Annotated in this window: 13 protein-coding genes; 10 read left to right on the top strand and 3 right to left on the bottom strand. The window is 66.9% G+C overall.

Annotation, left to right across the window (positions count from 1 at the left end):
* The 10 genes from mycP (A5736_RS17540) to A5736_RS17495 form a co-directional block, all read left to right on the top strand.
* A partial coding sequence (gene mycP, locus A5736_RS17540) for a type VII secretion-associated serine protease mycosin (RefSeq protein WP_076247629.1) occupies positions 1 to 965 on the top strand: 965 nt, incomplete at its 5' end.
* The gene (eccE, locus tag A5736_RS17535; RefSeq protein WP_076247627.1) at positions 962 to 2,500 is read left to right on the top strand and encodes a type VII secretion protein EccE; all 1,539 of its coding nucleotides are present in this window, start codon (positions 962 to 964) and stop codon (positions 2,498 to 2,500) included. The genes mycP (A5736_RS17540) and eccE (A5736_RS17535), both read left to right, overlap by 4 nt.
* Positions 2,497 to 4,347 (top strand): type VII secretion AAA-ATPase EccA, encoded by a 1,851-nt coding sequence (gene eccA / locus A5736_RS17530; RefSeq protein WP_076247625.1) that lies wholly within the window; start codon positions 2,497 to 2,499, stop codon positions 4,345 to 4,347. Before eccE (A5736_RS17535) ends, eccA begins: the two co-directional genes overlap by 4 nt.
* A gap of 138 nt (positions 4,348 to 4,485) precedes the next feature.
* Positions 4,486 to 5,799: a type VII secretion-associated serine protease mycosin gene (mycP, locus tag A5736_RS17525; RefSeq protein ID WP_083667523.1), complete on the top strand. Its 1,314-nt coding sequence runs from the start codon at positions 4,486 to 4,488 to the stop codon at positions 5,797 to 5,799.
* Positions 5,800 to 5,804: 5 nt separating this feature from the next.
* Positions 5,805 to 7,208: a type VII secretion protein EccE gene (gene eccE, locus A5736_RS17520; RefSeq protein WP_076247621.1), complete on the top strand. Its 1,404-nt coding sequence runs from the start codon at positions 5,805 to 5,807 to the stop codon at positions 7,206 to 7,208.
* Between the two features lie 130 nt (positions 7,209 to 7,338).
* Positions 7,339 to 8,388 carry a glycosyltransferase family 9 protein gene (locus A5736_RS17515; protein WP_076247619.1) on the top strand — a complete coding sequence of 350 codons (1,050 nt, stop codon included), beginning with the start codon at positions 7,339 to 7,341 and terminating at the stop codon, positions 8,386 to 8,388.
* Between the two features lie 19 nt (positions 8,389 to 8,407).
* The gene (locus A5736_RS17510) at positions 8,408 to 9,034 is read left to right on the top strand and encodes a DUF4254 domain-containing protein (RefSeq protein ID WP_175611314.1); all 627 of its coding nucleotides are present in this window, start codon (positions 8,408 to 8,410) and stop codon (positions 9,032 to 9,034) included.
* Positions 9,035 to 9,229: 195 nt separating this feature from the next.
* Positions 9,230 to 10,663 carry a hypothetical protein gene (locus A5736_RS17505; RefSeq protein WP_076247615.1) on the top strand — a complete coding sequence of 478 codons (1,434 nt, stop codon included), beginning with the start codon at positions 9,230 to 9,232 and terminating at the stop codon, positions 10,661 to 10,663.
* A gap of 9 nt (positions 10,664 to 10,672) precedes the next feature.
* On the top strand, positions 10,673 to 11,020 hold the full coding sequence (locus tag A5736_RS17500; protein ID WP_076123883.1) for a YbaB/EbfC family nucleoid-associated protein: 348 nt from the start codon (positions 10,673 to 10,675) through the stop codon (positions 11,018 to 11,020).
* Between the two features lie 152 nt (positions 11,021 to 11,172).
* Positions 11,173 to 13,269 (top strand): hypothetical protein, encoded by a 2,097-nt coding sequence (locus A5736_RS17495; RefSeq protein ID WP_076247613.1) that lies wholly within the window; start codon positions 11,173 to 11,175, stop codon positions 13,267 to 13,269.
* A 9-nt stretch (positions 13,270 to 13,278) separates the two neighbouring features.
* Here the strand turns inward: A5736_RS17495 and A5736_RS17490 are convergent, their stop codons facing one another.
* The 3 genes from A5736_RS17490 to A5736_RS17480 form a co-directional block, all read right to left on the bottom strand.
* Positions 13,279 to 13,824, bottom strand: coding sequence for a hypothetical protein (locus A5736_RS17490; RefSeq protein WP_076247612.1), 546 nt, complete (start codon positions 13,822 to 13,824; stop codon positions 13,279 to 13,281).
* 199 nt (positions 13,825 to 14,023) lie between these two features.
* Positions 14,024 to 15,583, bottom strand: coding sequence for a type VII secretion integral membrane protein EccD (eccD, locus tag A5736_RS17485; protein ID WP_139333384.1), 1,560 nt, complete (start codon positions 15,581 to 15,583; stop codon positions 14,024 to 14,026).
* The coding region (locus tag A5736_RS17480; protein ID WP_217695760.1) for a MinD/ParA family protein at positions 15,580 to 16,565 on the bottom strand (986 nt) is incomplete at its 5' end. The genes A5736_RS17480 and eccD, both read right to left, overlap by 4 nt.

Below are 16,565 nucleotides of genomic sequence, written 5' to 3'. Positions count from 1 at the left end.
CGCTGCCGCCGGGGGCACCCGACGGAATCGTCGGCGTCGCACCGCACGCGGTGATCATTGCTATCCGGCAGTCTTCGCGGGCCTACGAACCCGCCAACCCCGGCCCGGGCGGCATGGAGGGACGCAAGAAGGCCGGCACCATCGCCACGCTCGCCAGTGCCATCGTGCACGCCGCGAACATGGGCGCGAAGGTGATCAATGTCAGTGTCACGGCATGCGTTTCGGCCGCCGATCCGCTGGATCAGGGCGCCATCGGCGCGGCCGTGTGGTATGCCGCCACCGTCAAGGATGCGGTGATCGTCGCTGCGGCGGGCAACGACAGTGAAGACGACTGCGCGCAAAACCCGTCGTTCGATCCGCTCAGCGCGTCGGATCCCCGTGATTGGCATCAGGTCAAGACCGTGTCGTCGCCGTCGTGGTTCTCCGATTACGTGCTGTCGGTCGGTGCCGTGGACAACACGGGCTCGCCGATCAACAAGAGCCTGGCGGGGCCGTGGGTCGCCGCCGCGGCGCCCGGCGTCGGGATCATGGGACTCTCCCCGGAGACCGGCGGACCGGCGAACGCCTACCCGCCGATCCGCCCGGGTGAGAAGAACATGCCGTTCTGGGGCACCAGCTTCTCGGCGGCCTACGTCAGCGGTGTGGCCGCATTGGTGCGCGCGAAATACCCTGGGCTGTCGGCACACCAGATCGTCAATCGCATTCTGCAGACTGCGCACAATCCGCCGCGCGGCGTCGACAACCAAGTCGGCTACGGCGTCGTCGATCCGGTGGCCGCACTGACGTTCGATGTGCCTGCGGGAGATCGACTTCCACCCGCCGCGCAGAGCCGCCTGGTCCATCCGGCGCCACCACCACCGCCACCGGACCATCGCGCACGCAACATGGCACTGGTATTCGCCGGCGTCGTGCTGGCCGCCATCGCGGTGGCCTCGCTGATCTTTCGGGCGCGGCGGGAGAGATGACACCCGGGACGAAGCTGACGATCATCGTCGGCATTTTCCTCACCGCCCTCCTCGGGTGGGCGGTGGGCGGATACGGCGGTGCCGCAGGCGGTTTGGTGATCGGGACGGCGATCGGCGTCGTTCGCTGGCGCGGTCAGCCCCTGTGGTCATGGCTGATCTCGTGGTTGAGGCGGCGGCGGCCGATCAGGTGGACCGAGCCGCTCACGGTCGCCAACGACCGTGCCGGCGGCGGGGTGAGATACCAGGACGGCGTTGCGGTGGCCGCGGTCCAGCTGCTCGGGAAGCCGCATACCCCGACCTTGTTCACCGGCTCGACGTCGACGTACACCGAGAACGCCTTCGACATAACCGATCTGAAGCCGCTGCTGCACCAGAGCCTCGGTCTGAGGATCGGTTCGCTCAGCGTGGTCAGCGCGGGCGCCCGCCGGCGCAGCACGGGCGACTACCCACGCGTGTATGACACATTGATCGGCACCCCGCCCTATGCCGGTCAGCGTGAAACCTGGCTCATCGTGCGGACTTCGGTTCTCGACAACGTCGAGGCGCTGCGCGAGCGGACCTCGGTGGGCACCGCGACGCTGGCGGCGGCGCAGCGGATCAGTGCGGCGATGCGCCAACAGGGCATCCGCGCCAAGGTTGCGACGGCCACCGACATCGTCGAGATGGAGCGGCGGTTGGGCCGGTCTGCCCTGGAGGTGTCCAACCGGCGCTGGCGATCTGTTCGCGGTGACAGCGGCTGGTTGACGACGTACTGGTATTCGCCGGGCGACATCACCGCTGAGAAACTGGCCCACGTGTGGTCGGCGCGCGCCGACGGAATCATCCAGAACATCACGCTTTTCGGCGACGGCAGCGCCACCGCCACCGTGACGGTGCGTACCGCCCAACAGCCGACCGCCCCACTGAGCACGATGCTGCGGACGCTGCCCGGGCAGCAGGCGCATGCCATCGCCGCCAATCTGTGTGGGCCGCTACCGACGCTGCGCGGCATCCGCCGGGGGACGCTGCGCAGCCCGTTGCGGGTCCCGATCGGGCCGTCGGGTGTGCTGCTCGGCAAGGTCGCCGGCGGAAACCGGATGCTGCTGCCGTTGGACGACGCGGGGGAGTTCAGCCGCGTGCACATTGCCGCCGAGGATGCGTTGGCCAAGCGGTTCGTGATCCGAATGGCCGGAGCCGGCGAGCGGATCACGGTGCACACCCGAAACATGCAGCGGTGGGCCACGGTTCGGATGCCCGACATCGCGGTGAGCGATCAGTCGAAGCCGGTCTCCGGCACGACGGTCAGCGTCGTGGACGGCACGCTGACACCCGCCCCGCGCCCGAACACGCTGATCTCCGTCGGCGAACCGGGCGAGCCGTACCGGGGCACGGCCAACGTGCTGATCACGCAGGTCGGCCCGGCGACGGTGGAAGTGCGGACCGATGGACAGGTGTACACGGTGGAGGTGGAGTTGTTCCGCGCCGAAAACCGTTACGTATCGTCGGAACCGACGGTTTTGCGAAGCTCTGAGCTCGAAGCGGTGGATACACAATGACCAGCAGCACCACACCCGCTGCCGCGCGCAAGATGTTCGATCAGGCGATGACGTTGCTCGACACCGACGCCGCTGGCGCCGCGGCGCGGTTTCGGGAGGCGACGGAGATCGATCCGTCGATGGCCGACGCCTGGCTGGGCCGGATCGCCGCCGGGGACGAGTCGCTGCCGACCGTGCAACAGCTCTACACCTATGGCGCCCGCCTGCACCGAGAGACCAACCGCCTCGGCGCACGCTTGTCGGCGCCGATCAAGGCCGGGCCGTATCTCTCGATTTCGGTGACCGAGGCCTCCCACGCGGGCCTGGCACTGGCCAGCGCACTCATCGACGACCGCCAGTATGAGAAAGCCGAAGCGCTACTTAAGGATTCGTCGCTGCTGGACACTTGGGAGAACCACCAGTGGCGCCAGTACATCGAGGCCTACCTGATGTTCGCCACCCAACGCTGGCCCGACGTGATCTCGGTGGCGGCCGCCGTCCTGCCGCCCCAGGCCATCATCATGTCGGCAGTCACGGCGGCGACCTGCACCCTGGCCGCCCACGCCGCGGCCCACCTCGGGCAGGGGCGCGTCGCGCTGGAATGGACCGATCGCGTCGAACTGCGCTCCGGATACGGCGGCCCGACCGAGTCGCGTCGTCACAATCTCGAAACCACCCTCGCCGCAATAGATCCCAACGATTTCCCGCTGATCGCCGCCGATCTCGCCTACGTACGGGGCATGGCGCATCGCCAGCTCGGCGAGGAGAACAAGGCGCAGATCTGGCTGTCGAAGGCGACGATCAACGGTGCGCTGATCGAGCCGGCCAAGCAGGCCCTAGCCGATCCCGCACTGCAGCTGGTGATCACCGACGAGGATGCCATCAGCAGCCGGTCGAACAAGTGGGACGTGACCACCGAGCTGTCGGAGCAGCAACGTCAGGAGTCCGAACACCAAGAGCGGCGGAGCGAGCTCCTGCAGGAGGGGCGCGCGCTGCTCGACAACCAAGTCGGATTGGCCGAAGTCAAGCGCGCGGTCGCCGAACTGGAGGACCAGATCGAGGTCCGCGCGCTGCGCCTGGCGGCCGGACTGCCGGTGGCCAATCAAACCAACCACATGCTGCTGGTGGGCCCGCCCGGCACCGGTAAGACCACCACCGCCGAGGCGCTGGGGAAGATCTACGCCGGCCTCGGCATCGTGCGTCATCCCGAGATCATCGAGGTCAAGCGTGCCGACTTCTGCGGGGAACACATCGGCGCCTCGGGCCCTAAGACCAACGAACTGATCAGCCGCTCGCTGGGACGCATCCTGTTCATGGACGAGTTCTATTCGTTGGTAGAGCGCCACCAGGACGGCCGGCCGGACATGATCGGCATGGAGGCGGTCAACCAACTGTTGGTCGCGCTCGAGGTGCACCGGTTCGACTTCTGCTTCATCGGCGCGGGATACGAGCGGGAAGTCGACGAATTCCTCACTGTCAACCCGGGTCTGGCGGGGCGGTTCAACCGCAAACTGCGCTTCGAGTCGTACACGCCCGACGAGCTAGTGGAAATCGCGGTGCGCTACGGCAAGCCGCGCGCCACCGTGCTCGAGCCCGCCGCCGGCGAAGCGCTGAAGGCGGCCTGCCTGACGTTGCGCGCGTACCACGCACCCAACGGGGAGCACGGCATCGACCTGATGCAGAACGGCCGATTCGCGCGAAACGTGGTCGAACGCGCCGAACGGCTGCGGGACTCGCGGGTGGCCGCGCAGCACCGCACCGACAAGGGGTCGGTAACCGTCGAAGACCTACAGTCGATTCGCACCCAGGACATAATCGCCGCGGTCAAGGACGCGTGCGCGGAAAAGCATGTGCCGATAGCGCTTTGAACGACGGCCCAAAGACGGCTTCTCGGCGTACTTCAAACTTTTGTATACGCGTGGGGGAAAAGTGCGCGAAAATTGCCCTCGAGCAATTGAAGGGAGTAGCCGAGGGTGCGCCATGTCTTGCCGGTGACGATCGCGCTGATGCTCGTGTGGCTCAGCACGCCACCCGCATTCGCGGTCGCCCCGCCATCGATCGATGCGGCCGCGGTGCCGCCGGACGCAACCGGGCCAGACCAGCCCCTTGAGCAGCGCCGTGTGTGCAGGGCGCCGTTGACGGTGCCGGGCACCAACTTCCACGACCCGCCATGGGCCAACACCTATCTTGACGTCGGCGCCGCGCAGAAGTTCGCGACCGGGGCCGGCGTAACGGTCGCCCTCATCGACACTGGCGTAGACCCTTCACCGCGGGTTCCGGCGGAGGCGGGCGGCGATTTCGTCGTTCCGGACGGCAACGGGCTCGCCGACTGCGATGCGCACGGGACCCTCGTCGCAGCGATCATCGCCGGCCGTCCCGCCGTCACCGATGGCTTCGTTGGCGTCGCGCCCGATGCGCGGTTGATCTCGTTGCGCCAGACGTCGGAGGCCTTTGAGCCGAAGGACAGGCAGGGCGACCAAAACGACCCCAACGCCTCACCCGCGGCGGGGTCCGTCCGCAGCCTGGCGCGCGCGGTGGTGCACGCCGCCAATCTTGGCGCGAACGTCATCAACATCAGCGAAGCGGCCTGTTTCAAGGTGCGAAAGCCGGTCGACGAGTCGACGCTGGGGGCGGCGCTCAACTACGCGGTCAACGTGAAGAACGTTGTGATCGTCGCGGCCGCCGGCAACTCCGGTGGCGACTGCGGGCAAAACCCGCCGCCCGACCCCGCAATACCCGCGGATCCCCGGGGCTGGCAGCAGGTGCAGACGATCGTCACGCCGGCGTGGTATTCGCCGTTGGTGCTGGCCGTCGGAGGCGTTGGCCAGAACGGGGCGCCGAGCGCTTTCTCGATGCATGGTCCATGGGTGGGCGCGGCGGCGCCCGCGGAAAACGTCATCGCGCTCGGCGCCGAGGGCGAGCCGGTGGACGCGTTGCCGGGCAAGGACGGTCCGGTCGCAATCGCTGGGACGTCGTTCGCCGCGGCTTATGTCTCCGGTCTGGCGGCGCTGCTCCGGCAGAAGTTCCCTGACCTGCCGCCCGCCCAGATCATCAACCGGATCACGGCCACCGCGCGGCATCCCGGCGGCGGCGTCGACGATGCAGTGGGCGCGGGCATCATCGATGCGGTCGCGGCGCTCACGTGGGACGTTCCGGGCGGGCCCGCCGCGACCCCGTTCCCGGTGAAACAACTCCAACCCCCGGCGCCGGTGCCGGGCCCCGACCACGGGCCCATCACGGCCGTGACGCTCGGAGTCGCGGGCATAATCCTGGCGCTGGGATTGGCCGTGCTGACTGGGCGAGCTCTGCGACGGCGCTGACGAACATGAGATCCCTACGTCTACAGTTCAGCAGCGGCTACGCGTTGTGGCTGGCGGTGCTGGCTCCGGCGTGCATCGCAATCTTCTTGCGTACCCCCTATCGATGGGCGGGCCCCGCGCTGGTGGCGGCGGCCGTGATCCTGGCGACGGTCACCTTCCGCGGTCGCCGGCTGGCGGGGTGGGTGGCAGCGGCATGCGCCTGGCTGGTGCGACGCCGCAGGCCACTCGATTCCCCATCGGAGCCCGTCGTGGGCGCCACCGTGCAGCCGGGGGACCACGTGGCCGTGCGCTGGAAGGGCAAGGCCTTGGTCGCGGTCATCGAACTCATTCCGCGGCCGTTCACTCCCACGGTCATCGTCGACGGGAAGGCCCACACCGACGACGTGGTGGACACGCGGCTGCTGGAGCAAATGCTGTCGGTGCACTGTCCCGACCTGGAGGCCGACGTCGTGTCGGCGGGCTACCGCGTCGCCAACACCGCGCCGGCGGAGGTGGTCAGCCTCTACGAGCGAGTCATCGGGTCCGACCCGGCCCCAGCGCACCGCCGTACCTGGATCATCGTCCGCGCCGACCCACGCCGCACCGGAAAGTCGGCGCGGCGGCGGGATGCGGGCACCGCGGGACTGGTCCGCTATCTGATCGCGGCGACGACGAGGATCGCCGATGACTTGGCCAGAAACGGCATCGACGCAGTGTGTGGGCGCAGCTTCGACGACTTCGATCGCGCGATAGAAATCGACTTCGAGCGGGAAAAGTGGTCGATGATCAAGGGACGCAACAGTTTCACCGTCGCCTACACCGCGGCCGGCGGTCCGGACGTGTGGTGGTCGACACCTGCCGACCACACCATCACCAGGGTGCGTGTCGCGCCCGGGACCGCACCCCAGTCCACCGTGCTGCTCACCACCGGCGAGAAGCCGAAGCGGCTGCGCGGGTTTTGCCGGGTGTCCGGTGGCCAGCGGGCCGCATTGCAAGCCCAAATCCTCGTTCCTGATCGTCACTATCAGCTGCCGATCGGATCAGCCGGCGTGCTGGTCGGTGAGACAGCCAACGGTTACCCGGTCTACATGCCGTTCGACGACGTCGACGCGAATGTCAACCTGGGTGACGCCCGGGTATTCACCCAGTTCGCGCTGCGAGCGGCGGCCGCGGGGGGGACCGTCACGCTGGGCCCGCATTTCGCGGAATTCGCCGAGCTGATCGGCGCACACACCGGGCCGGAGGCGAAGGTGGCGTGGCCGAAGGCGACGACCCATCTCGGCCGGCACCCCGGGGTCGACCGGGTAACGCTGCGGCACAACGTGATCAGCACTCCTCGGCACCGCCAGCTCCCGATCCGGCCGATCTCTCCACCCGAGGAGAGCCGCTACCAGCAGGCATTGCCCGCGGCAGGCAAAACCGCGTCCTGACGAGCACCCGATCCTCGACGGCGACGACCGCATCCTTCGTCGCCAATTTTGCCGCGATTGGCCTGCCTTAACGTCGATTACGCTTTATCCAATCCAGGAGTATGGACCGGGTCTAGGCTCTGGCTAAAGGATGGTCAGGTTGAGTGAAATTGCAGTCCACCGGGGCGAGGACTCGACGCGCACAGAGGACGGCGCGTTACGCGATTTACTGCACGCGCGTAGGCCTGCCGTCTATTTCGCCGCCAAAATCGGCGACTCGCTCCTGACCCTGCCGACATTGCGAGCCTTGGGCGAAATGTTCAGCGCCCCTTTGACACTGCTTTGTCCCAAGATCGCCTTCGATCTGAGCTTTCACGAGGTAAGTCCTCACTACGTCGATACCACCCGCTTCTACCCGGAGGGATTACCGTTCCCGGGCGCACCGGAAGGAATCGATTGCGAAACCTTGGTTGAGCAGATCGGCGAGGTCGATGTCCTGATCAACACCGTGTCGTTCAACATGCGATCGAACAGCGTTCGGTCCCTTCGCCAACGACTTGCTCCGATGACCACCATCGGCTTCAAAAACGACTTCGAGAAATATGACGTCGTAGTCCCAAAAGACGCGTGTCACTCGGCCGAGCTGATGTTCAAACTGGCGCAGCTGTTCGATCCTTCCGTCCGAATCGAAACCTACGCCCAACCGGTGTCCATTCCAGCATCCGTACAGGAGAAGGCCCGATCAATTCGTGCCGCCGTGCCCGACGGAGTCAAAGTGCTCGTCGTGCACGCCGATACCGATTGGGCCGACAAGAGGTGGCCCGTCACCAGGTTCATCGGCCTGCTGGACCGCTTTCTGTCGCGTCACCGCGACTTCGTGGCCTGGGTTGTCGGGATGGGGCATGAGGAGCTCAACGTCGGGCGTGAGCGCGAACGTGTAATTCCCTACCTCGGGTTACCGCTTGACCTGACGATGGGCTTGGTCGCGACGGCCGATCTATTCGTCGGGATCGATTCCTGCATGCTGCACGCCGCCGATCTGGCGCGGGTGCCGGGCGTTGGGCTTTTCGGACCCACGCGGTCTGGCACCTGGGGATTCAGATTCGGCCCCCACCGGCACGTCGATCAGAGAACGATGGCGGACATAACCGTGGAAGAGGTGGTCGGCGCGATGGAAGACCTTGTGGGACACCATGTCTAAGCGACAGTCGGAATGTGGGGTGCGGATCCTGCCGAGTTACGTGATGGGGGCCGGCACGCACGCTGGTATGCCCAGCGATTCGACGACAAAAGACCTCCTGTCGGCGGTACGCCAGTTCTATGCCGTTGCCCGGTCATGGCATGGCGAACAGCCCACCGCCGATGGGGCCGCCGGCGGCATCGTGGAAAAGGCGCTGCATCTGCACGCGATGAACTTCGGATTGTGGCATCACGAAGACGCCGCCCGCCGCACCGGCGCGGGCGACCGTGAAGTGGCTCGTAACAAGCGGGCCATCGACGATCTCAACGACCGCCGCAACGCGGCCATCGAGGACATCGACGCGGCGCTTTTGGATGCCTTCGAGCCGAGCCAGAACCCACGTGCGCCACTACACACCGAAACGCCCGGCACGGTCGTCGATCGGCTTTCTGTACTCGCGCTACGGATCCTGCATACGGACAGCGCGTCGGACGCTGGGCCCCGCCTTGCAGTCCTCGAAGAGCAATACAACGACCTCTTCGATGGCCTGCTGCAGTTCCTCACTCGGCTGCGCGGGGGCGAAGTCAGATTCAAGTTATATCGGCAATTCAAGTCGGCAGGTCAGCGGAGTTATTGCGCCCTGTTTGAGGTACCCGAGAGCGGATGACGCTCACGGTTTTGTCGCGCGGAGATCAGGTTTAAATTGGTGCGCGCTGCCCCCTGATTGGCGGCTTACGATAGCACTCGATAGCGCTCCGCTGCACCGCCCGCGTGGCCCGGCAATAGAAAGGGGTGGTCGGGAATTGCACCGCTTATTGCTGATGACGGCCGCGCCATCCCCGCCGTTACAGGTTGATCTGCTATGACGCAGACGCTGAACGTTGAGAGAGACGAACTGCTGGCCAGGGCAGCCGAACTCGAGGTGCCGCTACCTCAGCCGCCACTCGACAATCCGCAGCCGCCGTGTGCGCTTTCTTTCGTCGTTAATGCTGCCGGACAACTGGGGCTTTCGGCCGACGCGTTGCGGCGGGGGCTCCAACGTTTCGAACGGGAACTGCGAACCCTGGCGCAATCGCTCCGGAATGCGGCCAAAGCCTATGAGGAAGTCGACGAGGGAGCTGCAGACGCCATTAATGCAGAATCTTCGGTCTCGGCGGCGACGGCTGGAACCGCGGACGATCTGGCGATGCTCGACAGCGCCTCGGGCGAGGACCGGGGCGACGACGCGGTATCGGCGACGGCGGACTCACCGGAGTTCGAATACCCCTACTACGAGGTCAGGCAGGCAGCGACGGACATCGAGGCCCCCGACCAGTCCGCGACACTCAAGGCGTTCAGGGAGGGCTGGGACTCGTTCCTAAACGTGTTGCAGGCCAACACCACTCGCTTGTTCGAGCCGTTTGAGCAGTGGGAGGGGGAGGCGAAAGTGGCCGTCGAGGCCAGCTTTGCGGAACAGGAAGCCTGGGTAGCGTCGTTTGTCGAGACATGCTCGACGCTCGTCCTGCAGGCCGGTGGGATCATTTCGGCGCACCGCACGGCAATCGTGGAACACCCGACCTCCTACGAGGTCTGGGTCAACGACGAATTGTATAGATATTGCCAGGAGAACCCCGAGTGGGGACGACAGAACGAATGGCGTTATCTCTGGAATTACCAGGACTACCAGCAAAAGTCGGACGAGGTTTTGGAAACCTATCGGCGCAGTGCCTCTCTGCCCCTAAGGGCAGTGAAGCCGCCGCCAATTAAGAGTGGATACCGCATCGACCCGCCGCCCGACCCCAACGCGCCTGGCGGCGACGACGGCACGATTCCTGGCGACGGGCTTGACGGCCTGCCCGGCGACGACGGGGGAATCGGAGCTCCGCCCATGATGCCCACGTTGCCGCCCGGCATGGGGCAAAAACCGGACCAGGCGGCCATGGACGCAATGAAAGACGCGTTGAAGGGCAAACCGGGCCTGCCGAAGGGCGCGGGGATGAAACCGGCGTCATTGGGAGGCGGTGGCGGGGCGGGCATGCCGTCGGTGCCGTTGGAACCAGCGGCGGACGCCGAAGCCGCGCCGCGGCCGGCCGGTGCGGCCCCGGGAGGCGCGGGCCCGGGCCGCGCGATGCCGGGCGGTGGCGGCGCAATGGGTGGTGGCATGGGCGGTATGGCTCCGATGGCACCCGGCCAGGGCCAGAACCAGGGCAAGGGCAAACGCATGGAATCCGAAGACGAGTCGCTCTACACCGAGGAGCGGCCATGGACTGAGGGCGTCATCGGGAACCGCCCACGCAAGACGGCCTCCGACAAGTAAGGACTTCACATGACCATCGAGATGCACCCGCAGGTGGCAGAGGCGCTGCGCCAGGCACAGCGATTTCAATCTGCCCTGGAGGACCAGCAGCACCGGACAAACACCGAATCATTCACCGCCACAGATGAATCCGAGACCGTCGAGGTGACCGTCAACGCACGGCTCTGCGTCACCGGCGTCCACATCGAAGACGGGCTGCTGCGGCTCGGCGCCGAAACGGTCGAGCAACGGGTAAACGAGGCGCTGAGCAACGCGCGGGCCGCGGCGACGTCTGCTATCGACGCCGAGCACGAGCAGCTCATCGAGTTGGCCGCCGGAATCGCGGGCTCGCTCAAAGAAACATTCGGCCTGGCCTGAGCGAAAAGCCGGGGCCGCAAACGATTTGGTGCCTGTGGGGAGCGCTAAATTGCCGCAGTTACCCCGCTTCGACCTCGATTACGCTTATTAACCATGATGTCCGGCACCCTGCGACGGCCGACGTCCTGTCCGACTCGGGGAGGACGTAGGCAATGAGCATCGCGAAGCCAATGGGTGCGTACGCCGAACAGATGCTCGCCCCGGACGGTTGGCCGGAGGTGGATGAGGACACCTACCACGACCGCGCCCAGCAGTACACGGAGGTGCTGCGGCGGGTCACCGAGGTGCTGGAGACCTGCCAGCACGAGCAGAGTGAAATTTTCGACGGTGGCACCTGGTCAGGCGGTGCCGCCGCGGCCGCCAACAGCGAGCTCGCAACCAACATCGACGAGTTGTCAAGGCTGCAAAGCGGTCTCGCCACCGTGATCAGCTGGCACAGGTATGTCGCAGGGTCGATCACGCAAGCGAAGTCTGACATCAGCGACAACGTCGAGATCGCCCAAACGGAAATCATCGCCCTCGAGAATGACGCCACCCTGGACGCCGACGAGCGGACGGCCGCCATCAATACGGTGGTGAGCGATGCCTACGTTGCGAACCTCGGCCTGATCACCGGCACAGCCGAGCAAATTTTGGCGAGCAAAACCTGGAAGCCGCCAAACAATGCACTCAAGGATCTGCTCGACCAGAAAATGCCACCCCCGGTCACACTTCCCGACACGACCCCGCCGGATCGGGAAGCCCCGATCGAGGAAGAACGTCCGCGGCCCAGCCCCGCGCAACCCGCGCCGGCGCCGGCCATGCCTCCGCTGTCGCCGCCCGGGATGCCGACGCCGGGCGGCGGCGCGGGGCCCACACCGGGCGTGCCTCCACTTCCCGGACACCCGCCCGTGCCGTCCGCCCCTACGCCTGGCGGTGCCGGTCCCACGGTGCCGGGCGGCCCGGGCGGTGCACCGGGAGGCCCACCCGGACGGTCGGCTCCGCTGAGTCCGGCGGCGTCGGCGGAACCGCTCGTTGCGGGCGGGCGCGGCAAAGGCATGGCTCCGGCGTCGCTGGCTTCGCCGTCGGTGGCCACTCGACCGGAGGAGTCGTCCGCGGCAGCGCCCGGCGCAGCGACTGGTATGCCGGCCGGGCCGATGGCGTCGGGCGGGTCGCGCGCCGGCGGCGCCGCTCCGAGCGCCGGGTCCGCTACCGGACAAAAGCCGCCGAGCACTTCCGCTACGACACGGCCCGCGGCAGCCGGCAACCGAACGGCGGCCCGACCGGCGTCCCACAGCGCCCCCGCCCCCGACTCGTCACCGACGGAACACACGCGGTCCTCGGATGCCGTGGCGATGGCGCCGATCATCCCGGTCTCGGCGGCGCGCGCCGAACGCGACGCCATCGCCGAGGCCGCCACCGCCGACGCGGAGCGCCGCCGGAGTGGTGGGTCGGATCCCGTGCGAATGGCGCGGCGCATCGCGGCGGCGCTCAACGCGCCCGGCATGCCCGGTGGCCGCGACCTGGGGTTCTTCTGGGTGACCGCGGTAACCACCGACGGCGCGATCGTCGTGGCGAACAGCTTTGGGCTGGCGTACATCCCCGACGGCGTGCAGCTACCGGAACCGGTGGAGCTGGCCAGCGCCGATGACACGATTCCGGTCGCCGAGAGGGCGCAGTGGGCCACCTACCCGGTGATGGCGGTGCAGGGCTGGGCTGCGCATCACGATGCCAAGCTGCGTGCGGTAATCGCGACCGAAGAGCAGCTGGCCAATTCCGATGCCGGCGTGGCCAAGATTGTGCTGAAACCGGATGACATCCCGGAAAGCGGCGAGATGGAGGGCCGACCCCGGCTGGAAGTGGTGGACCCGGAGTCTGCGCAACGGCTGGCGGCGACCACCGATGTCCGTTTGACCAGTCTCTTACCGCCGGCACCGGCGGGCGGCATGCCGTCTGGGGCCGACGGGAAGACCAGCCTGAAGGAGATGCTCGCGCAGGCGCCGACGCCGCCCGACGACACCGGCGAACCTGCCGACCGACGCCACATGTTGTGGTTCGACGTGATGAAGCCCCTCGCCAGCCGCTCGCCCGGTCGGCAGGCCGCACACCTGCGGGCGTTCCATACGTACGCTGAGCACGCGCAAGGGGTCGCCCTCGCGCAGGCGCATACGGCGGTCGATCCCCAGGGGCAGCGGTCCGCGATCGCCGATTGGATGTATTGGACACACCTCACGGGGCTGCTCAACGCGGCGCTGGCCGACGCGAAGTGAGTCGACCGATCAGAGAGTGATCTCCGACGGCGCCGCGTGCGGTTGGCCCGATGTGGGTGCCTCGACGGGAGCGTTCTGCGAGGCCTCGGCGCCCGGTGCCGCACCTTCGGCGTCCGGCCTGGGCTGATCCTTCTCGTCGTCGGAGGACGGGTCCTTCTTGTTGCTGTCCGCGAGTTGCGCCGGCTTGGGGCCCCCGCCCGCCATGCTTCCCATGGCCCCCTGCATGCCCTGCATTACGGATCCCAACGAGCCCGCCGCGCCGGCCAGTTGACCGAGTTGCGGCATCGGCGTGCCGGGCTGCGGAGCGGGCTTGGGCGGGCTCGGCTTCTTGCCGTCTTCCGGTGTGTCGGGTGGGGCACTCTCGGGCTTCTCGCCGGCGGCGAGGAATTCGACCCGGGTTAGGTGATCGCCCAGCCTGCTATCGGTGTCCGCGTAGATTGCCGCCGCGGCGGCGATGCTCGAACCCGTCTTCTTGAGAGCGGCCTGGACCGCCGGCAATCCGTCGGTCACCGGCGATTCGATGATCGGCAAGGTCTCATTGATCGCCGCGGACACGGAATCGGTTCCCCCGGCTGCGATTGGCGCTGGTGGCACGGGAAACACGAGGTCCCGCAACGCGTTTCCCGCAGCCTCCAGACGGGAAGGGTCAACGACTAATGGTTCAATCACCAGCCGATCTCCTTTGCGCGTATCCGATTACAAAATCTTACCCAACGTCGCGCCACCCGAACTGCGGCAATTTTCCTCGGACGGCTCAGAATTGAATATTGCGGACGATGTCGTAGACGCCGGTGACCCACAACAGCATTGGCAGGATCGCCGCGACCAGTAAACCGTCGACCAATTCGAGAACTCGTTTCATCACCGGCGAAATACGACGAACCCCGACCGTCGCCGCCACCACCGCGACCGCAACCAGGCCTGTCGTCGCGAAGATCGTCAGTAACAGCCACGCGCTGTGTGGATACCAGACGCTCAACCGGGCCATCACTCCGATCGGAATGGCCACAGTCGCCGCTAGCAATGCCCACGCGCACCAGCGCTCCGCGTAGAGTCGCGACCTGAACCCGCACGCCGCCGTGACCAGGCCCGCGACCACCAGGCTGTGCACGAAGAAGTGTCCGCGCACGACGATCGCAATGACGCCGGCCGCCAGAACGAGCGCACCCGCCGTCACGATCCCGATCAGCAGGCGCTTGGCCAACTCGCTGCGCTCGGTGAGCCGCACGGCGGACTCGGGCACCGAAGCGATGACCGCCTGCCAGGTCCGCGCTTCCTTCTCCACAGGGACCTCTTGCCCCGCAACGGGTTCGAGCAATTCCTCGTATTCCACGGCCTCGCCGGGCGCCGGAATCGGCGGCAGGGCGATCCGTGCGACGGCGACGGTCAGCTTGGCCGCATTGGTCACCGTAAAGAGCCCAAACACGATGGCTCCGGCCGGAACCCAATGCTGCCAGCCATAACCGAAGGCGACCGCGGCGGCGGTGACCGCACTCGCGGTGACCGCGACGAACGACGCGAGCTCGGAACGTCGACGGGGGCCGCCCCGGGTGAGTAGCACTAGGAAGAGTACGACCGCGGCGGCGCCGGCGAGCTGCGGTGCCCCCAACGACTCGACTCCGCGCGGCCGCGGAATGGCCAGCGCTACTGCGACGGTGACTAGCGGCGCCGCCGTCGCCAGCAGGCTCTCCGCAAGACCCGGGCTGCGGTAGAACCTCTTGGCGGCCCAACTGCCCACCAGCGCAACGAGTCCCGCGATGCCCAATCCCAGCGGCCACCACAGGTGGCGACCGGTGTTCCACCATGCCATCGCCGCGATGGCGGTGAGCGCCAAGCTTACGAGAGGAATCGCCACTGCGAGAAAGCGATTCAGGGCCGGCCGGTCGAACTCCGGCGACTCGTCGAGCACGGCGATCGCGTCGATGACGTCCTCTACGAGCGGCCGGTACCGCTCCGTACGGCTCACCGACACCAGAGTCAGCAGTGACCCGTCGACGACGACGGCGTCGTCGAGGGACTTATCGGGTTGCAGCGGCGGGGCCCCGGGCCGGGCGAAGGTCCACGCGCCCTGGGCGGCAAAGTCAAAGCCCGCCAAGACATCGGCCGGAGTGTCTTCGAGGAGTTCCGCCAGCACCGCGACGGTGTCGTCGATATAGGCTTCGATCGGTGCCGATGACGGCAGCACGACATCGGTCATCCGCCTGCCGATAAGGATTGTCACCCGGGTGGTCGCGGGCTTGGCGGGAGCCGGCCCCGCGGTCCCCGCAGTCGCGGCACTCGCGGCCGCGGCGGCCTTCGTGGTGGGCGCGCTCAACGACGTTCACCCCTGTCGAAATCGTCGGACAGTGCTGCAGCCAGTTCGGTAATCCTACGCTTGTAGACCGGGTCGAGCCGGTCGATTTCAATCTCGGTTCCGGCCGCGATGTGGCTGTCCCACGGCAGCACCACAACCCGGTCCGACCGAACGTGCTCGCCGAATTGCCGCATCAAATCGGTGATGGCGACGTTGGGCTCTCCCGGCCCGACATGGTTGATCACTACGCATGCGCGGCTCAGCAATTCCTGGTGGCCGTTATTGCGTAACCAATCGATCGCGACCGCGGCCTGCCGGGCGCCGTCGATCGATGCGCTGGTGACGATCACGATCGCGGATACCGTCGAGAGCACGCCGTGCGTCACCGGGTCGAACAAGCCGGGCCCGCAGTCGGCCAACACGATGTTGTAGAACTTCGACACCGCATCCGCCGCGTAGCGCCAATCGGCTTCACTGAAGGCGCGCGGCGCCGTGCTGTATTCGGCTGCCGCGAGCACCTCGAGGTTGACCGCGTTGGTGATTGTGTGCGCGCGGACGTCGTTGTAGTGCGAAACCTCTTTGGCTGCAAGCAGATCGGCGATGGTCGCGGATGAACGGCGCCCCACCCGATCCGCGAGGTTTCCCGAGTCGGCGTCCGCGTCAAATGCCAGGATTCGATCGCTTCGCACCTGCGCCAACACCGAACCCAAGGCGACTGTAATGGTCGTCTTGCCAACACCGCCTTTGAGTCCGAGCATCGCGATCCGATGAGAGCCACGGGGACTGCGGCATATTCGCCGATGCAGGTCGAGCTCATATTTCTCGTCGCGCGACAGGCCCGCGTTGATGCGCGTCAACTTATGTAGCCAACGTCGCCAACCGCGCCGCGAAACCAACTTGGCCGGCGACCTTTTCGCCGGTTTGACGCCGATGTGGGTGACCGCATCCTTTGCCTGTCGTTCACCGGGTGCGGAGGCCGGCGTTGTCGGGGGAGGGGCCGGGC

The sequence above is a fragment of the Mycobacterium sp. SP-6446 genome (genome assembly GCF_001954045.1).
Classification (GTDB): Bacteria; Actinomycetota; Actinomycetes; order Mycobacteriales; family Mycobacteriaceae; genus Mycobacterium.
The sequence above is the reverse complement of the archived record's forward strand: the minus strand, read 5'-3'. Positions and strand labels throughout refer to the sequence as shown.

Excerpts from the sequence above, each read along its gene's own strand:
- eccE (WP_076247627.1), top strand. The coding sequence starts at position 962 with ATGACACCCGGGACGAAGCTGACGATCATCGTCGGCATTTTCCTCACC.
- eccA (WP_076247625.1), top strand. The coding sequence starts at position 2,497 with ATGACCAGCAGCACCACACCCGCTGCCGCGCGCAAGATGTTCGATCAG.
- mycP (WP_083667523.1), top strand. The coding sequence starts at position 4,486 with ATGCTCGTGTGGCTCAGCACGCCACCCGCATTCGCGGTCGCCCCGCCA.
- eccE (WP_076247621.1), top strand. The coding sequence starts at position 5,805 with ATGAGATCCCTACGTCTACAGTTCAGCAGCGGCTACGCGTTGTGGCTG.
- A5736_RS17515 (WP_076247619.1), top strand. The coding sequence starts at position 7,339 with ATGGTCAGGTTGAGTGAAATTGCAGTCCACCGGGGCGAGGACTCGACG.
- A5736_RS17505 (WP_076247615.1), top strand. The coding sequence starts at position 9,230 with ATGACGCAGACGCTGAACGTTGAGAGAGACGAACTGCTGGCCAGGGCA.
- A5736_RS17500 (WP_076123883.1), top strand. The coding sequence starts at position 10,673 with ATGACCATCGAGATGCACCCGCAGGTGGCAGAGGCGCTGCGCCAGGCA.
- A5736_RS17495 (WP_076247613.1), top strand. The coding sequence starts at position 11,173 with ATGAGCATCGCGAAGCCAATGGGTGCGTACGCCGAACAGATGCTCGCC.